14 protein-coding genes are annotated in these 16,544 nt (G+C 73.3%); 6 read left to right on the top strand and 8 right to left on the bottom strand.

Going from position 1 to position 16,544, the window contains the following annotated elements; genetic code table 11:
• Positions 1 to 41: 41 nt before the first annotated feature.
• From D7223_RS16285 to D7223_RS16275, 3 genes are all read right to left on the bottom strand, one after another.
• The gene (locus tag D7223_RS16285) at positions 42 to 413 is read right to left on the bottom strand and encodes a hypothetical protein (protein WP_120729235.1); all 372 of its coding nucleotides are present in this window, start codon (positions 411 to 413) and stop codon (positions 42 to 44) included.
• Positions 414 to 523: 110 nt separating this feature from the next.
• On the bottom strand, positions 524 to 3,112 hold the full coding sequence (gene clpB / locus D7223_RS16280) for an ATP-dependent chaperone ClpB (RefSeq protein ID WP_120729234.1): 2,589 nt from the start codon (positions 3,110 to 3,112) through the stop codon (positions 524 to 526).
• A gap of 86 nt (positions 3,113 to 3,198) precedes the next feature.
• Positions 3,199 to 4,281, bottom strand: a complete 1,083-nt coding sequence (locus tag D7223_RS16275) for a beta propeller repeat protein (protein ID WP_147252635.1) — start codon at positions 4,279 to 4,281, stop codon at positions 3,199 to 3,201.
• A gap of 43 nt (positions 4,282 to 4,324) precedes the next feature.
• On the opposite strand from D7223_RS16275, the gene D7223_RS16270 reads away from it, so the two are divergent.
• The 3 genes from D7223_RS16270 to D7223_RS16260 all read left to right on the top strand — a co-directional run bounded on the left by D7223_RS16270 (position 4,325) and on the right by D7223_RS16260 (position 6,645).
• Positions 4,325 to 4,825 (top strand): cation:proton antiporter regulatory subunit, encoded by a 501-nt coding sequence (locus D7223_RS16270; RefSeq protein ID WP_120729232.1) that lies wholly within the window; start codon positions 4,325 to 4,327, stop codon positions 4,823 to 4,825.
• A gap of 5 nt (positions 4,826 to 4,830) precedes the next feature.
• Positions 4,831 to 6,039, top strand: a complete 1,209-nt coding sequence (locus D7223_RS16265; RefSeq protein WP_120729231.1) for a cation:proton antiporter — start codon at positions 4,831 to 4,833, stop codon at positions 6,037 to 6,039.
• Positions 6,040 to 6,213: 174 nt separating this feature from the next.
• Entirely contained in the window at positions 6,214 to 6,645 is a 432-nt protein-coding gene (locus D7223_RS16260) for a hypothetical protein (protein ID WP_120729230.1), read from the top strand.
• Positions 6,646 to 6,718: 73 nt separating this feature from the next.
• Here the strand turns inward: D7223_RS16260 and D7223_RS16255 are convergent, their stop codons facing one another.
• The 5 genes from D7223_RS16255 to dnaK form a co-directional block, all read right to left on the bottom strand.
• Positions 6,719 to 6,910: a hypothetical protein gene (locus D7223_RS16255; protein WP_120729229.1), complete on the bottom strand. Its 192-nt coding sequence runs from the start codon at positions 6,908 to 6,910 to the stop codon at positions 6,719 to 6,721.
• 134 nt (positions 6,911 to 7,044) lie between these two features.
• Positions 7,045 to 7,485 (bottom strand): heat shock protein transcriptional repressor HspR, encoded by a 441-nt coding sequence (locus D7223_RS16250; protein WP_120729228.1) that lies wholly within the window; start codon positions 7,483 to 7,485, stop codon positions 7,045 to 7,047.
• Between the two features lie 44 nt (positions 7,486 to 7,529).
• Complete coding sequence (gene dnaJ / locus D7223_RS16245) at positions 7,530 to 8,711, bottom strand: molecular chaperone DnaJ (protein ID WP_120729227.1); 1,182 nt, start codon at positions 8,709 to 8,711, stop codon at positions 7,530 to 7,532.
• A 79-nt stretch (positions 8,712 to 8,790) separates the two neighbouring features.
• Positions 8,791 to 9,540, bottom strand: coding sequence for a nucleotide exchange factor GrpE (grpE, locus tag D7223_RS16240; protein WP_120729226.1), 750 nt, complete (start codon positions 9,538 to 9,540; stop codon positions 8,791 to 8,793).
• 48 nt (positions 9,541 to 9,588) lie between these two features.
• Entirely contained in the window at positions 9,589 to 11,457 is a 1,869-nt protein-coding gene (dnaK, locus tag D7223_RS16235; protein ID WP_120729225.1) for a molecular chaperone DnaK, read from the bottom strand.
• Positions 11,458 to 11,677: 220 nt separating this feature from the next.
• On the opposite strand from dnaK, the gene D7223_RS16230 reads away from it, so the two are divergent.
• Genes D7223_RS16230 through D7223_RS16220 form a run of 3 tightly spaced genes read left to right on the top strand, consistent with a single transcriptional unit; the run spans position 11,678 to position 16,503 of the window.
• Complete coding sequence (locus D7223_RS16230) at positions 11,678 to 13,525, top strand: GTPase domain-containing protein (RefSeq protein WP_120729224.1); 1,848 nt, start codon at positions 11,678 to 11,680, stop codon at positions 13,523 to 13,525.
• Between the two features lie 17 nt (positions 13,526 to 13,542).
• Positions 13,543 to 15,228 (top strand): GTPase, encoded by a 1,686-nt coding sequence (locus D7223_RS16225; RefSeq protein WP_120729287.1) that lies wholly within the window; start codon positions 13,543 to 13,545, stop codon positions 15,226 to 15,228.
• Positions 15,229 to 15,282: 54 nt separating this feature from the next.
• Positions 15,283 to 16,503 (top strand): hypothetical protein, encoded by a 1,221-nt coding sequence (locus tag D7223_RS16220; protein WP_120729223.1) that lies wholly within the window; start codon positions 15,283 to 15,285, stop codon positions 16,501 to 16,503.
• The last annotated feature ends 41 nt before the right edge of the window (positions 16,504 to 16,544 follow it).

The following is a 16,544-nucleotide window of genomic DNA, read 5'->3' as shown; positions in this document are numbered from 1 at the left end:
GTGACGAACCGACTACCGGAGGTAATGGGCCAGCGGAGGGGTCACGCTCCGGTGTGGCGGTCGGTGGCGTACTCGCGCAGGGTGGTCCGGCCCATGACGCAGCCGGTGAAGGTGCCGAACTCGGCGGTGTCCTCGCGCAGCGTCTCCCAGGCCCGCCGGCCCGCGGCCGGGTCGAGGCGTTCGAGCAGGGTGGCCGCGTAGACCTTGCCGGCCGGGGAGCCCTCGTCGAGCAGGCGGACGAGCCGCTCGCGGACGTCCTCGGGGTGGTCGGCGAGCGCCGCCTCCACCCGCCGGTACGCCTCGGTCACCGGCAGCGTCGTGCCGGCGATCCCCACCGGCCCGAACGCCACCGTCTCCGCCCCCGCCAACAGCTCGACGTCCCGCCCGACCTTCTTCTTCCCCATCCCGAACATGCCCCTCCTACTTCCCCGCCGCACCCCCACCCACCCTGTTGATCACGAGGTTGCCGTGCTCCAGAGCGGATCGGCACGGCAACCCCATGATCAACGCAGCGGATCCGGGATCAGGCTCGGTGGACGTTCAGGGTCTGCTTGGTGTCGGAGAGGTCCACCTGGACGAGGTCGCCGTCGCGGATCTCGCCGGCCAGCAGGGCCTTGGCCAACTGGTCGCCGATGGCGGACTGGACCAGGCGGCGCAGCGGGCGCGCGCCGTAGATCGGGTCGTACCCGTGCTCGGCCAGCCAGCCCCGGGCCGGCTCGGTGATCTCCAGGCCCAGCCGGCGGTCGGCCAGCCGGCGACGCAGCCGCTCCAGCTGGATGTCCACGATGGCCCGCAGGTCGTCACCACGCAGCGCGGCGAACACCACGATGTCGTCGAGGCGGTTGAGGAACTCCGGCTTGAAGTGCGACCGGACCACCGCCAGGACGCCCTCGCGGCGCTGCTCCTCGGCCAGCGTCAGGTCACCGATCACCGACGACCCCAGGTTGGAGGTGAGGATCAGGATCGCGTTGCGGAAGTCCACCGTACGGCCCTGGCCGTCGGTGAGCCGCCCGTCGTCGAGCACCTGGAGCAGGATGTCGAAGACGTCCGGGTGGGCCTTCTCCACCTCGTCCAGCAGGATCACCGAGTACGGCCGGCGGCGCACCGCCTCGGTGAGCTGGCCGCCCTCCTCGTAGCCGACGTAGCCGGGCGGGGCGCCGACCAGCCGGGCCACCGAGTGCTTCTCGCCGTACTCGCTCATGTCGATGCGGACCATCGCCCGCTCGTCGTCGAACAGGAACTCGGCGAGCGCCTTGGCCAGCTCGGTCTTGCCGACGCCGGTCGGGCCGAGGAAGAGGAAGCTGCCCGTGGGGCGGTCCGGGTCGGCGACACCCGCCCGGGCCCGGCGGACCGCGTCGGAGACCGCGCCCACCGCCTCGGGCTGGCCGACCACGCGGCCGCGCAGCGACTCCTCCATCCGGAGCAGCTTCGCCGTCTCACCCTCCAGCAGGCGACCGGCCGGGATGCCGGTCCACGAGGCGACCACCGAGGCGATGTCGTCCGCGCCGACCTCCTCCTTGAGCATGGCGCCGTCGGCCTGGAGCCGGGCCAGCTCCTCCTCCGCCCGGGCCAGGTCGGCGTTGAGGGCCGGGATGCGGCCGTAGCGCAGCTCGGCGGCGCGCTCCAGCTCGCCGTCCCGCTCGGCCCGCTCGGCCTCGCCGCCGAGGCGCTCCAGCTCCTCCTTGGCGGTGGACAGCCGGGTGATGTGGCTCTTCTCCAACTGCCAGCGCTCGGAGAGCACGGTGAGCTGCTCGCGCTTGTCGGCCAGCTCCTTGCGCAGCCGTTCCAGCCGCTCGGCGGAGGCGGCGTCCGGCTCCTTGGCCAGCGCCATCTCCTCGATCTCCAGCCGGCGTACCGCCCGCTCGATCTCGTCGACCTCGACCGGACGGGAGTCGATCTCCATCCGGAGCCGGGACGCGGACTCGTCGACCAGGTCGATCGCCTTGTCCGGCAGGAACCGGTCGGTGATGTAGCGGTCGGAGAGGGTGGCGGCGGCGACCAGGGCGGCGTCGGTGATCCGTACGCCGTGGTGCACCTCGTAGCGCTCCTTGAGGCCGCGCAGGATGCCGATGGTGTCCTCGATGGTCGGCTCGCCGACCAGCACCGGCTGGAAGCGGCGCTCCAGGGCCGGATCCTTCTCGATGTGCTCGCGGTACTCGTCCAGCGTGGTCGCGCCGACCATCCGCAGCTCGCCGCGGGCCAGCATCGGCTTGAGCATGTTGCCGGCGTCCATCGAGCCCTCGCCCTTGCCCGCGCCGACCACGGTGTGCAGCTCGTCGAGGAACGTGATGACCTGCCCGTCGGAGTTCTTGATCTCCTCCAGGACGGACTTGAGCCGCTCCTCGAACTGACCCCGGTACTGCGCGCCGGCGACCATCGCGCCGAGGTCCAGCGAGACCAGCTTCTTGTCCCGCAGCGACTCGGGCACGTCGCCGGCGACGATCCGCTGGGCCAGGCCCTCGACGATGGCGGTCTTGCCGACGCCCGGCTCACCGATCAGCACCGGGTTGTTCTTGGTCCGCCGGGACAGCACCTGGATCACCCGGCGGATCTCCGAGTCCCGGCCGATCACCGGGTCGATCTTGCCGTCCCGGGCGCTGGCGGTCAGGTCGACGCCGTACTTGGTCAGGGCCTGGTACGTCTGCTCCGGGTCGGCGGTGGTCACCCGCCGGTCGCCGCCGCGCACCGTGGGGAACGCGGCGACCAGGGTCTCCTCGGTCGCCCCGGCCGACTTCAGCGCGCCGGACACCGCGCCGCCCACCCGGGCCAGGCCGGCGAGCAGGTGCTCGGTGGAGGTGTACTCGTCGCCGAGCGGCCGGGCGATCTGCTCGGCGGCGCCGATCGCGTTGACGAACTCGCGGGCCAGGGTGGGCTCGGCGATGCTGGAGCCGCGCGCGGCGGGCAGGGCGTCGACCGAGCGCTGGGCGACCCGGCGCAGCTCGGCCGGGTCGGCCCCGACGGCGCGCAGCAGGGCGGCGGTCGAGCCGTCGGTGTCCAGCAGGGCCAGCAGCAGGTGCCAGGGCTCCACGGTGGCGTGGCCGCGCTGGTTGGCCTGCGCGACGGCGCCGGTGATGGTCTCGCGGCTCTTGGTGGTGAGACGTTCGGTGTTCATGGGCTCCCCCGGAATCGGCGTGTCCACTGGTACGGACGTTCCCAGAGTTGAGCCTATTCCGCTCAACCTTAGCGGTGTGAGCTGAGTCACCCGGCGACGAGGACCACCTTCACCCACCGGCGTTCGGCATGCCGCCCGACCCCGAGCAGCACCTCGTCCGGGGCGACCGCGGCCAGCCCGCCGTCAGCGAGCATCACCAGGTTGTGGACGTCGGCCACCGGCCACGGCAGGTACTCGTACCGCCCCTCCACCACCACCCCGGCGCCGCCCGGACCGTTCGTGGCGAGCAGCCCGCCGCCGAGCGGCACGACCGAGTGGGCCCGCTCCGGGTGCCCCTCCGCCCGTACCGCCTGCCATCCGTCGGCCCACCGCCACAACGCCGGGAACGACCTCCGATCACCCCGGTCGCCCACCAGCCACAGGTCGCCGTCCGGCGCGTTCCGCGCCCACACCAGCTCCACCGCGCCGTCGGGCGCCGGCACGTCAGTCGTCCGCCAGCTCCGACCCTGGTCCGTCGAGATCGCCGCGTACGCCCTGCCGTCGCGCGCGCCCGCCGCCACCAGCACCCCGTGCCGCTCGGTGACGGTGTTGAGCGCGGGCAGCTCCGGCTGGACCGGCAGCGGGCGCAGCCCGTGACCCTCCCACCGGCCCACCCGATCGGTCTCCTGGTCGATCTGGAACCGGCCCAGGGTGGCCCGCCACTCGGCCGGCTCCTTCTCACCCGGGGTGTGCCGGAAGGTGCCGCCACCGTCGATCGAGGTCCACCAGCCGTGCGGCTCGCTCCACAGCGTCAGCAGCCCGGAGGCCGTGTACATCTGCTGGCCCTTCGCCACCGGGCGCGGGTGCCGCAGCTTCCGCCAGGTGCGCCCGCCGTCGGTCGTGGCGTAGAGCAGGGCCGGGCAGTCCCGGCCCGCTGGCCGCTCACCGCAGGAGGCGAACAGCGCGTACCCGAGCGCGACGTCGACGAACTCGACGAACGGAGGGTCGTACCCCTTGCCGACGGCCACCTGGGCGGCGCGGGTCTCGGTGACCTCGGCCGGGCCGGGTCGCGCACCCGCGCTTGTCGCGGGCGGCGCGGCGGTGCGGACCGGCGGGTCCCGGCGGACGTCGCCGACCGAACAACCGGCCAGCACGGGCGCCAACAGCAGCGCCGGCAACCGCCTGGTCATCGGCTGGATCATGGGCCCCTCCCCCAGGGGGTAGCCTTGCCCGGTGCGAGTACGTGTCGAACAGACTGCCCTACCGGGAATCGGCGTACGTCACGACCTGATGACGGAATCCGGACGTCGGCTCGGCGTGGTGTCCCACCGCAACGGCCGTCGTGACCTCGTTTTGTACGACCCGGACGACCCGGACGCGGGCCAGTACGACATCCCGCTGACCGACGACGAGGCGGAGGCGCTGGCCGACATCCTCGGCGCGTCGCTGATGCTGGGTCAGCTCTCCGGGCTGCGGGAGCAGGCCGCCGGTCTGCTCACCGAACAGGTCGCCATCCCCGCCGGCTCGAAGTACGTCGGCCGGAAGCTGGGTGACACCAGGGCGCGTACCCGCACCGGCGCCTCGATCGTGGCGGTGCTGCGTCACGGAGACGTCAACGTCTCCCCCGAGCCCTCCTTCCGCTTCGCGGCCGGTGACGTGGTGGTCGTCGTCGGGACCCGTCAGGGTCTCGACGGAGTGACCGCCATCCTCGCCAACAGCGACCCGGACGGCTGAGGCGGATGCACGAGACCACCTCTCTGCTCATCGAGGTCGGTGCGCTGCTGTTCCTGCTCGGCCTGCTGAGCCGGCTCAGCCGCCGGGTCGGTCTCTCCCCGATCCCGCTCTATCTCCTGGCCGGCCTGATCTTCGGTCACGGCGGCCTGCTGGAGTTCAAGGCCAGCGAGGAGTTCTTCGCGATCGGCGCCGAGATCGGCGTGATCCTGCTGCTGGTGATGCTCGGCCTGGAGTACTCGGCCGGTGAACTCGTCGGCAACCTGCGGGCGGCCGCACCGGCCGGCCTCATCGACGGGGTGTTCAACGCGCTGCCCGGTGCCGCGTTCGCCCTGCTGCTCGGTTGGGACTGGGTGGCCGCGCTGGTACTCGGCGGCATCACCTGGGTCTCCTCCTCCGGGGTCGTCGCCAAGGTGCTGGCCGACCTGGGACGGCTCGGCAACCGGGAGACCCCGGTGGTGCTGTCGGTGCTGGTCATCGAGGACCTGGCGATGGCCTTCTACCTGCCGCTGCTCACCGCGGTGCTGGCCGGTGCCACCCTGGTCGGCGGTGGGATCACGCTCGTCGTCGCGGTCGTCACCGTCCTGGTCGTGCTGGTCGTCGCGATCCGGTACGGCAGCGTCATCTCCTCGGTGATGTCCGCCCGTGACCCGGAGGCCCTGCTGCTCGGAGTCCTCGGGTTGACGTTGCTGGTCGCCGGCGTGGCCGCGAAGCTCCAGGTGTCGGCGGCCGTCGGCGCGTTCCTGGTCGGCATCGCGCTGTCCGGGCCGGTGGCGCACCACGCCACCGAGTTGCTCACCCCGCTGCGGGACCTCTTCGCCGCGGTCTTCTTCCTGTTCTTCGGGCTGGTCACCGACCCGCGGGACATTCCGCCGGTGCTGCTTCCGGCGCTGGCGCTGGCCGTGATCACGATGGGCACCAAGACGCTGACCGGCTACCTGGCCGCCAAGCGGGTCGGCATCGCCGAGCCCGGCCGCTGGCGAACCGGCCTCACCCTGGTGCCGCGTGGGGAGTTCTCCATCGTCATCGCCGGACTCGCGGTCGCCGCCGGCAGCGTGGAGCCGCGACTGGCCGCGCTCGCCACCGCGTACGTCCTGATCACGGTGGTGACCGGGCCGATGCTGGCACGGGTCCCCGACCTGGCCTGGTTCAAGGCGTGGTTGCGGCGACGGGCGGCCGCCGAGCGGGCCCGGCAGTCCCTGCCCGTCACCGACTGACGGACCCTCGCCGGCCGGGCCGACCGCACGGTGGGCCCGGCCCCGCCAAGGGTTTACCGAATTGCTTCCCTGCGGGTCTACCGCTGCCGAGGTCCGCCGCGTTACCGTGTCGCCCCAGCAGCCACGGTTCGCGGGGTGCCGGGGCCCCGGCGGGCGAGAGCGGAAGGTTGGCCGGTGAGCGTGCAGGAGTCAACGTTCCACGGCTTCGCCAACCCCGTCGACCCGTCCCCGGCGGAGCTGCGGGCCTGGGCCTACCAACCCGATTCGGTGCCGCTGTCGTCCATGCCGCCGGACTGGGACCTGCTCGTCTCCGGGGACCGCCTGGTGTCGACCCTGTTCGACCTGGCCATCGACCCGGCGTGCCCGGCCCGCCGGTTCGCGCTGCACTGCCTCTACATCTACGCCGCGGACGGCATCCGGACGAACTTCCGCGCCCACCCCAAGCGGCGCTTCCGCAAGCTGGTCGAGCAGGCCGAACGGGACGGCGACGACCTGATGCGCACCTGGGCGCACAACAGCCGGGTGCTGCTCGCCCGACCCGACCTCTTCGTCTACCGGGACTGGTGCGAGGGCGGCCTGGTCCGCGAGAACCGCCGCCTCGCCTGACCCCCCCCACCCCGGAAACGGGCCGGGACCCCCCGTGGGTCCCGGCCCGTTCGCCGATCGACCGGTGTACCGGTCAGCTCTTGCGGCGGCTCTCGTCGCGCCCCTGGTCGACGCCGTGGTCGACCTGGTCGCCGAAGCGGCCATCGTTGATCTTGTCGCGGAATCGCCCGTCGGTGATCTTGTCGAACCGTTTCCGGACGTTCTCGGCCACCTTTTCCAGGCGTTCCTCGGTCTGTTCGGCCACCTTCTTCGCCGGTTCCGTCACGGGCTCCCCCTCGCCATGCCGGTAGGTCCGAATTAAGCGGTTACGGCCTCATTCGAAGCGTAACGAAGCCGGCCCGGCCCGCGCCGGGAAAACCGGCGATCGGACCGGGCCGCGACGGCTCGGCGACATCGGTGTCAGCGCTCCGGCCCCCGCCGTGGACGCCAGACCACCAGCGCGGTGGAGGCCCGACTGGTGGGCACCAGGTCGCTGCCCGGGAAGCGGACCACCGCTTCCAACTCGGCGATCCGCCGGTACGCGGCGTCCAGCTCCGCCTCCAGCCGGGCCACCCGCTGCTGCGCCTGCTCCACCAGCTGCTCCAGGCCGATGATCCGCTTGACCCCGGCGAGATTGATGCCGTCGTCCTGACTGAGCCGCTGCACCTCGCGCAGCAGCACCACGTCCCGGACGCTGTACCGGCGTCCACCACCGGCCGCCCGGCCGGCCTGCACCAGGCCCAGCCGGTCGTACTGGCGCAACGTCTGGGGGTGCATCCCCGCCATCCGCGCCGCCACTGAGATCATCAGTACCTTGGCCTCGTAGGCCGGTTCACCCGCACCGACGAACCCGTCCGACATCCCCGCTCACCTCCGCGCCTCGCACCGGACCACCGCACACCTCGTCAACCGACTCGACGCACCCGCGCGTCGAGATGTTCCCGTGCCGCCGGCGGCGTCTGGCCGGCGAACGTCTCCAGCGCCGCCCGTGCCTGCTCCGACACCGTCGCCGGCACCACCACGTCGAGGGTGACCAGCAGGTCACCCGCCTGACCGTCGCGGCGCACCACGCCCTTGCCGCGCGCCCGCAGGATCCGGCCGCTCGGCGTGCCCGGCGGCACCCGGAGGGTCACCGCGCCGTCGAGGGTGGGCACCCGCAGGTCGATGCCGAGCACCGCCTCGGCGAAGGTGATCGGCACGGTCAGCGTGAGGTCGTCACCGGACCGCCCGAACAGCTCGTCGGGGCGCACCTTGACCTGTACGAAGAGGTCGCCGGCCGGGCCGCCGCGCTCGCCGGGCTCACCGCGCCCGGCCAGCCGGATCCGCTGGCCGTCGGCCACCCCGGCCGGGAAGCGTACGTTCATCGTGCGGGTCTTGGTGACCCCACCGGTGCCCTGGCACTCCGGGCACTTCTCCTCCACCACCGTGCCGACGCCCTGGCAGTTGCGGCACGGCTCGGAGAAGCTGAACGACCCCTGGTTGCGGGTGTTCACCCCGGCACCGTGACAGACCGGGCAGGTACGCGGCTGGGTGCCGGGCTTCGCCCCGTTGCCGTGGCAGGTGTCGCAGACGCCTGGCGCGCGCAGGGTCAGCGGAAGAGTGACTCCGCGTACCGCGTCGTCGAAGTCCAGCGACACCTCGGTCTCGACGTCCCGACCCCGGGCGGGGCCACGAGGCGCGCCACCGCCCCCGCCGCCGCCGGAGAAGATCGAGCTGAACAGGTCCTGGAAGCCGGCCCCGCCGAACCGACGGTCACCGCCGCCGGGGGCTCCGCCGAACAGGTCGGACACGTCGAACGGCACGCCGCCCGGCTGGCCGCCGGCACGGGCGTTGCGCCGGAACGCCCCGGAACCGAAGAGCGACCGCATCTCGTCGTACTCGCGGCGCTTGGCCTCGTCGCCGAGCACCGCGTACGCCTCGGAGACCGTCTTGAAGCGCTCCTCCGCCTTCGGGTCGCCGGGGTTGTGGTCCGGGTGCGACTCCCGGGCGAGCTTCCGGTAGGCCTTCTTGATGTCGTCCGCGCCAGCGGTCTTCGGTACGCCCAGCGCGGCGTAGTAGTCCTTTTCGATCCAGTCCTTGGAACTCACCGGTCCACCCCCTTCCCACCGATGGCCGGACGTCCCGCCCGCCCGGTGGGGGCGGGCGGGACGATCAGGTCGCTGCGCACTACTCGGGGTCGGCGACCGCGACCATCGCGGGTCGCAGCAGCCGTTCGCCGACCTGGTAACCGCGCCGCATCACCTGCACACAGGTGGGCTCGGTGACCTCGGCCGACGTCTGGTGCGCCACCGCCTCGTGCAGGGTGGGGTCGAACGGGTCGCCCTGCTCGCCGAACGGGGTCAGCCCGAACTTGCCCAGCGCGGTGGTGAGCTGCTCGGCCACCGTGCCGAACGGGCCGACCAGGTCGCCGTGCTCGCGGGCCCGGTCCAGGTCGTCGAGGATCGGCAGCAACGCGGCGAGCACCGCGCCGGTCGCCTGCTCGGTCACCAGACCCCGGTCCCGGTCCACCCGCTTGCGGTAGTTGGCGTACTCCGCCGACACCCGTTGCAGGTCCCGGGTGCGCTCGTCCAGCTCGACCCGGAGCGCCTCCAGCTCGGCGCCGAGCCCGCCACCGGCCGCGCCGACCGGTTCCGCCGGTGCGTCCACCACGGGTGGACCGGCCGGCGTCGCGCCGGCCACGGCGGTGGACTCGACCTCGATCTCGTCCACCACGACCTCGGCGTCGGAGACCAGCCCCTCGGCCGGTACGTCCGATCCGGCGTCGGCGGCGGCGGTGTCCGTACCCTCGGTCTCACCGATCTTGCGGTTGTTGCGGATGACGACCCGCGGCTCGTCGGACGACTGTCCGGCGGACGCGGAGCCACCCGGCGCCGACCCGGTGGAACCCGGGTCGGCGGCTCGTGGCTTCTCCGTCATGCGGCTACCTCAATCCCTCTGCGTCGAGTGCGTGTCCGAGGTGGAACGTCACTTCTTGTCCTTGTCCTCGTCCACGATCTCGGCGTCGACCACGTCGTCGGCACCGCCGGCCTGCGTGCCGCCCGGAGCGCCGCCGGCCGCGCCGGCACCGGCACCCGGACCGGCCTCACCCGGCTGCTCGCCCGGCTGGTTGTAGAGCAGGGAACCGGCCTGCTGGGACACCTGGGCCAGCCGCTCGTGCGCCGACTTGATCTTCTCGATGTCCTGGCCGCCGAGCGCGCCGCGCAGCTCGCCGAGGGCCTCGTTGATCTGCTCGCGGGACTCCGCGGGCAGCTTGTCGCCGCTCTCGGCGAGGAACTTCTCGGTCTGCCACTGGAGCGCCTCGGCCAGGTTGCGGGTCTCGGCCTCGTCGCGGCGACGCTTGTCCTCGTCGGCGTGCTCCTCGGCGTCGCGTCGCATGCGCTCGATGTCGTCCTTCGGCAGCGAGGAGCCGCCGGTGATCGTCATCTTCTGTTCCTTGCCGGTGCCCAGGTCCTTGGCGTGCACGTTGACGATGCCGTTGGCGTCGATGTCGAAGGCGACCTCGATCTGCGGTACGCCACGCGGGGCCGGCGGCAGGCCGGTCAGCTCGAAGGTGCCGAGCTTCTTGTTGTAGGCCGCGATCTCCCGCTCGCCCTGGAAGACCTGGATCAGCACCGACGGCTGGTTGTCGTCCGCCGTGGTGAAGACCTCGGAGCGCTTGGTCGGGATGGTGGTGTTGCGCTCGATCAGCTTGGTGAAGATGCCGCCCTTGGTCTCGATGCCCAGGCTCAGCGGGGTCACGTCGAGCAGCAGGACGTCCTTGACCTCGCCCTTGAGCACGCCGGCCTGGAGGGCGGCGCCGACGGCGACGACCTCGTCCGGGTTGACGCCCTTGTTGGGGTCGCGACCGGTGAGCTGCTTGACCAGGTCGGTGACGGCCGGCATCCGGGTGGAGCCACCGACCAGGATCACGTGCTCGACGTCGGAGATCTTGATCCCGGCGTCCTTCACGGCCTGCTCGAACGGGCCCTTGCAGCGGTCCAGCAGGTCCTGCGTCATCCGCTGGAACTCGGCGCGGCTGAGCGTCACGTCCAGGTGCAGCGGGCCGGCCGAACCGGCGGTGATGTACGGCAGGTTGATGTTGGTGGTGGTCGCGGCGGACAGCTCGATCTTGGCCTTCTCGGCCGCCTCGCGGAGCCGCTGCAGGGCCATCTTGTCCTGCGCCAGGTCGATGCCGTGCTCGCCGCGGAACGTCTTCACCAGGTGATCGATGATCCGCTGGTCCCAGTCGTCGCCACCGAGGTGGTTGTCACCGCTGGTCGACTTGACCTCGATGACCCCCTCGGCCAGTTCCAGCAGCGACACGTCGAAGGTGCCGCCGCCGAGGTCGAAGACCAGGACGGTCTGCTCCTTGGAGCCCTTGTCCAGCCCGTACGCCAGGGCGGCCGCGGTCGGCTCGTTGACGATCCGCAGCACGTTGAAGCCGGCGATCTCACCGGCCTCCTTGGTGGCCTGGCGCTGGCCGTCGTTGAAGTAGGCCGGGACGGTGATCACCGCGTCGGTGATCTGCTCGCCCAGGTAGGCCTCGGCGTCCCGCTTGAGCTTCATCAGCGTGCGGGCCGAGATCTCCTGCGGCGTGTACTTCTTGCCGTCGATGTCGACGGACCAGTTGGTGCCGATCTCCCGCTTGACCGAACGGATGGTCCGGTCCGGGTTGGTCACCGCCTGGCGCTTGGCGACCTCACCGACGAGCACCTCCCCGTTGCGGGCGAACGCGACGATCGACGGCGTCGTCCGCGATCCCTCAGCGTTGGCGATGACGGTGGGCTCACCGCCCTCCAGGACGCTGACGCAGGAGTTCGTCGTGCCGAGGTCGATACCGACCGCACGTGCCATCTTCGCTTCCTCGCTTCGTAACGTTGAGCAGGTGACCGGCCTGGCCGGCGCCCCGCTCGGCGGACCCGCCCGCAGCGGCCCCACCACAAGTTGAGTGAACTTGACTCAATAGTGCCACGCCGCTGGCGATCGTCAAGTCGGGGTTGAGTCAACCAGACGCAAGTCACTCGTTATTACCGTCCGGTTGTCTTCCCTTGCATCGGTCGGGCACGCTTTAGCGGTGACGACGCACGGCGATCCCGCCACCCAGTCCGCCGCGCCCGCCGTCGCCGCCCGCACCGGCTCCACGGACGCCGGGGAGGACCCGCCCGCCACCACCGGGGACGACACCCTGCCCGCCGCGCTGACCGGCCTGCGGGCCGCGGTCTCGGCGGTGCGGTTCCCCCTCGCCCTGCCCTCCGCCGAGCCGGCCCGTCTCGCCGCCGGGAGCCTCACCGACCAGCTCGACGACTACCTGCTGCCCCGGTTGCGCCGGCTGGACGCACCGCTGCTCGTGGTCGTCGGCGGATCCACCGGCGCGGGCAAGTCGACGCTGGTCAACAGCCTCGTCCAGGCCCGGGTGAGTGCCGCCGGGGTGCTCCGGCCGACCACCCGCTCCCCGGTACTGGTCTGCAACCCCGCCGACTCCACCTGGTTCCGCCGCGGCGAACTGCTGCCCGGCCTGACCCGGACCACCGGGCCCAGCGAGGACCCCCGCACCCTGCAACTGGTCACCGCCCCCGCGCTCCCCGCCGGCCTGGCCTTCCTCGACGCGCCCGACATCGACTCGGTGGTCGACGCCAACCGTGTCCTCGCCGGCCAGCTCCTCGCCGCCGCCGATCTCTGGCTCTTCGTCACCACCGCCGCCCGTTACGCCGACGCCGTCCCCTGGGAACTGCTGCGCAGCGCCCGCGCCCGGGGCGCGGTGATCGCCATGGTCCTCGACCGGGTGCCGCCCGAGGCCGCCGACGAGATCACCGCCCACCTGTCCGAGATGCTCGCCGCCCAGGACCTCGGCGCCGCACCGCTCTTCGTGCTCCCGGAGACCTGGGTCGACGGCCAGGGCCTGCTCCCCGGCCAGGCCACCGCGCCGCTGGCCGACTGGTTCGCCCGGCTCGCCGCCGACGCCGACGCCCGTGGGGCGGTGGTCCGGCAGACCCTCGACGGCGCCCTGGCCGCCCTGCACCCGGCCGTCGCCGGGCTGGCCGAGGCCGCCGACGAGCAGGTGCGCGCCGCCGACGCGCTGGACGAGCGGGTGCGGGCCGCGTACCGGGGGGCACACCGGACCGTGGAGCAGGGGCTCTCCGACGGCCGGTTGCTCCGCGGCGAGGTACTCGCCCGCTGGCAGGAGTTCGTCGGCACCGGCGAGTTCTTCCGGACCCTGGAGGCCCGCATCGGCCGGCTGCGGGACCGGGTGTTCGCCGCGGTGACCGGCCGTCCCGCCCCCGCCGTCGAGCTGCGTACCGCGATCGAGTCGCAGCTGGTGACCCTGCTGCGCGGGGTCACCTCGGAGGCGGCGGAGAACGCCTACACCGGGTGGAAGGCCCATCCCGCCGGTGCCGCGCTGGCCGGTCCCGAGCTTGCCCACCCCTCGCCCGACCTGCCCGACCGGGCCGAGCGGCTGGTCCGCGACTGGCAGCGCGGGGTCCTCGAACTGGTCCGGGTCGAGGGGGGCGACAAGCGCTTCGTGGCCCGCACCGCCGCGTACGCGGTGAACGCCACCGGCCTGGCCGTGATGGTCGCCGTGTTCGCCTCGACCGCCTTCATTCCGACCGGGCTGGAGGTCGCCGCCGGGGCCAGCACCACAGTCGCCGCGCAGGCCGTGCTCCAGGCGATCTTCGGCGACCAGGCGGTGCGTACGCTCGCCGACAAGGCCCGGGCCGACCTGCTGGAGCGGGTGCGGACGCTGCTGGACGACGAGGCCGCCCGCTACCTGACCCGGACGGAGGCCGCGCGGCCCACGGCGGACGCCGCCGAGGCGCTGCGGCACGCCGCCGACCAGGTCGAAGTGGCCCGGCACCGCAGTGGTTTCGCGGAGGCCGCCGCGGCGGCCCGGACATCGTCGGCCGACGAGGAAGGGCTCCGGTGAGCAACATCGTCGGACGCATGCGCCAGACGTTCCGCGCCGACCAGCGGGTGGACGCGGACCGGCTGGTCGCCCGCCTGGAGGCGGTACGCCGGTTCCTGACCCTGGTCGACGGGCACCTGCCGGACACCCCGCTGGTGCCGGCGCACACCCTCGTCGAGCGGGCCGGCACCCGGTTGGCGCTCTCCCGCGACCACACCGTGGTGGCCCTCGCCGGCGCCACCGGCAGCGGCAAGTCCAGCCTGTTCAACGCCCTGGCCCGGATGGAGCTGTCCCCGGTCGGGGTACGCCGCCCGACCACCGGCGTCACCCACGCCTGCGTGTGGGGGCCGCTGGACGGCGGCAACCGGCTGCTCGACTGGATCGGCGTGCTGCCCCGGCACCGGTTCGTCCGGGAGAGCGTGCTGGACGGCGACGACGAGTGCGCGATGCACGGTCTGATCCTGCTCGACCTGCCCGACTTCGACTCGGTGCAGCGGTCCCACCGGCTGGAGGTGGACCGGCTGCTCGGCCTGGTCGACCTGGTGATCTGGGTGGTCGACCCGCAGAAGTACGCCGACCGGGTGATCCACGACAGCTACCTGCGCGAGTTCCACCGGCACCGGGACGTCACCGTGGTCGTGCTCAACCAGGCCGACCGGCTGGCCGCGCCCGAGCTGCCCCGGGTGCTGGCCGACCTGCGCCGGCTGCTCGACGCCGACGGGCTGGAGGGGGTGCCGCTGCTGTCCACCACCGCCGTCGACCCGGACGGCCTGACCGGGCTACGCGAGGCGCTGGAGCGTACCGTCGCGGAACGCCAGGCCGCCCTGCGCCGGCTGGCCGGCGATGTGGACAGCGTGGTCGCCGGCCTCGGCGACCTGGTCGGCGAGGCCGAGCCGCCCACCCGGCCGGACGACGCCACGGTCGCCGGACTGCATCGGGCGCTGGCCGGCGCGGCCGGGGTGCCGGCGGTCGGCGACGCGGTCGAGCGCGCGTACCGGCACCGGGGCGCGGCGACCACCGGGTGGCCGCTGGTCCGGGGCTGGCGGCGGCTGCGGCCGGACCCGCTGCGCCGGCTGCACCTGCCCGGCACCGCCACCTCCTCCGCCGCCGCCTCCTCCGCCGCCGACCCGGCGGCGGAGAGCCTGGTCGCCGCGACCTCGGTGCCCGAACCCACCTCCGCCCAGCGCGCCGCCGTCGGCCTGGCCATCCGGGCGGTCGCCGACCGCGCCGGAGCGCCGCTGCCCGGTGTCTGGCCGGGCGCGGTCACCAACGCCGCCCGGTCCCGCCTCGGTGACCTGCCGGACGCATTGGACCGCACGATCGCCGGCACCGACCTGGGGATGGACCACCGGCCGGTCTGGTGGCGGCTGGTCGGCGGCCTGCAGTGGCTGGTCACCCTCGCCGCGGTGGTCGGGCTGGGCTGGCTGGTCCTCGGGTACGCGCTGCGCGCCCTCGGCCTGCCCGCGCTGGACAACCCCACCGTGGGCGACGTGCCGCTGCCGACCCTGCTGCTGCTCGGCGGCCTGCTCGCCGGTCTGCTGGTCGCGGCGGTCACCCGGCCGGTCGTCCGCTGGGCGGCCCGGCGGGCCCGCCGCCGGGCCGAACGGCGGCTCACCGCGGCCGTCGCCGACGTCGGCGAGGAGTACGTCCTGCGCCCGGTGCGCGCGGTGCTCGGCACCTACGCCGAGGCCCGAACCGCCCTGCGGGACGCCGCGCACCGCTGATTCCTACCGTGCGGCTCCGCTGTCCCGGGAGCGTCGGCGACGTAGGGTCGGTGGATGGGAACGCCTCAGACCCCCTACGACGCGGTGCTGCACGCCGCCCGGGACGTCGCCAAGCTCGACTCCGCGCTGGACGCCGAGATGCTCGGCGCGGCCCTGCTGGGCAGCGTCTACGCCGTCGCCGAGACCGGGCGGGAGGCCGCTGTCCGCGAGTTCGTGGCGGGCTTCCTCGCCGCCACCTCCCGCCGCCGCACCGCGGCCGCGACCACGATCCGTTCCGTCTTCGCCACCCTGGTCCCGGACGCGGCGGGCGCCGACCGGGTCCGCCCCGGCGCCGCCGCGCCCGTGTGGTCCGGCCAGCTCGGGCGGGTCCACCTGACCGGCTGCTGGTCCTACGGCGACGTGTACGGGGACCAGACCTCCTACCTGGCGACCTTCGCCTACGACGACGCCTCCGGCGGGCCGGAGCACGCGCTGGTCGCCCTGGTCGACCACAACATCGGCATCACCAAGGACGTCTTCGTGGGCGGGCCCGCCGCCCGGGTGATCGACCAGGTGCGGCAGATGTGCGAGGGCGACGACCTGACCTGGTTCCGGGAGGAGCAGCCGGCCCGGATGCACACCGAGGTGGGCCGGCACCTGGCCGTCACCGACGACCTCAGCGAGTTGCCCGGCGAGGGCTCGCTCGCCACCGACCGGGCCCTGGTCGGAGCCAGGTTGGCCCTGCTGCCCGCCGGCCGCGCCGGCAGCGCCGGACCGGCCGAGCCACTGACCAGCGCCGAGCGTACGGAGCTGGTCCGCCGTTTCCTCGCCGCGCCGGAGGCGGCCCGCTTCGGCCTGGACACCATCGACGGCGGCGAGCTGGCGTCGCTGCACTTCTGCATCAGCCTGCTGCTGGACCACGCGGCGAGCTTCACCGACCCGGACCCGATGCGGTGGAGCCCCACCGTCGCCGGCCTGTTCCTGCTCGACTGGGTGCACCGGCGGGCCGTGCTGGACATGGACGACGCCGCGCTGCTGCCCCGGGTGCTGCGGGCCTGGGCCGCGTACGCCTCCCGCAAGCGGGGGCTGTCGGAGCAGGCCGCGGCGCAGACCGACGAGGCGATCGAGGAGATGGTGCCGGAGTTCGCCCGGCTCTACACCACCGGCGAGCGGCGCAGCCCGGCCACCGCCGCGGTGGCGCAGCTGATGGCGGACGGCGTCGACCCGGACGACCCGGCGGCCCTGGACGCGTGGATCGAGGCCAACCGGCACCGGCTCGCCGACGACGGCGCCTGACCCCCCGCTGCTCGCGACAAGGAAGGGCCCCTTCCTAACGC

The organism is Micromonospora endolithica, from assembly GCF_003626595.1.
Lineage (GTDB): Bacteria > Actinomycetota > Actinomycetes > Mycobacteriales > Micromonosporaceae > Micromonospora > Micromonospora endolithica.
This window is presented reverse-complemented; position numbering and strand designations above follow the sequence as displayed.

Excerpts from the sequence above, each read along its gene's own strand:
- D7223_RS16220 (WP_120729223.1), top strand. The coding sequence starts at position 15,283 with ATGGGAACGCCTCAGACCCCCTACGACGCGGTGCTGCACGCCGCCCGG.
- D7223_RS16225 (WP_120729287.1), top strand. The coding sequence starts at position 13,543 with ATGCGCCAGACGTTCCGCGCCGACCAGCGGGTGGACGCGGACCGGCTG.
- D7223_RS16275 (WP_147252635.1), bottom strand. The coding sequence starts at position 4,281 with ATGACCAGGCGGTTGCCGGCGCTGCTGTTGGCGCCCGTGCTGGCCGGT.
- clpB (WP_120729234.1), bottom strand. The coding sequence starts at position 3,112 with ATGAACACCGAACGTCTCACCACCAAGAGCCGCGAGACCATCACCGGC.
- dnaK (WP_120729225.1), bottom strand. The coding sequence starts at position 11,457 with ATGGCACGTGCGGTCGGTATCGACCTCGGCACGACGAACTCCTGCGTC.
- grpE (WP_120729226.1), bottom strand. The coding sequence starts at position 9,540 with ATGACGGAGAAGCCACGAGCCGCCGACCCGGGTTCCACCGGGTCGGCG.
- D7223_RS16285 (WP_120729235.1), bottom strand. The coding sequence starts at position 413 with ATGTTCGGGATGGGGAAGAAGAAGGTCGGGCGGGACGTCGAGCTGTTG.
- D7223_RS16250 (WP_120729228.1), bottom strand. The coding sequence starts at position 7,485 with ATGTCGGACGGGTTCGTCGGTGCGGGTGAACCGGCCTACGAGGCCAAG.
- D7223_RS16265 (WP_120729231.1), top strand. The coding sequence starts at position 4,831 with ATGCACGAGACCACCTCTCTGCTCATCGAGGTCGGTGCGCTGCTGTTC.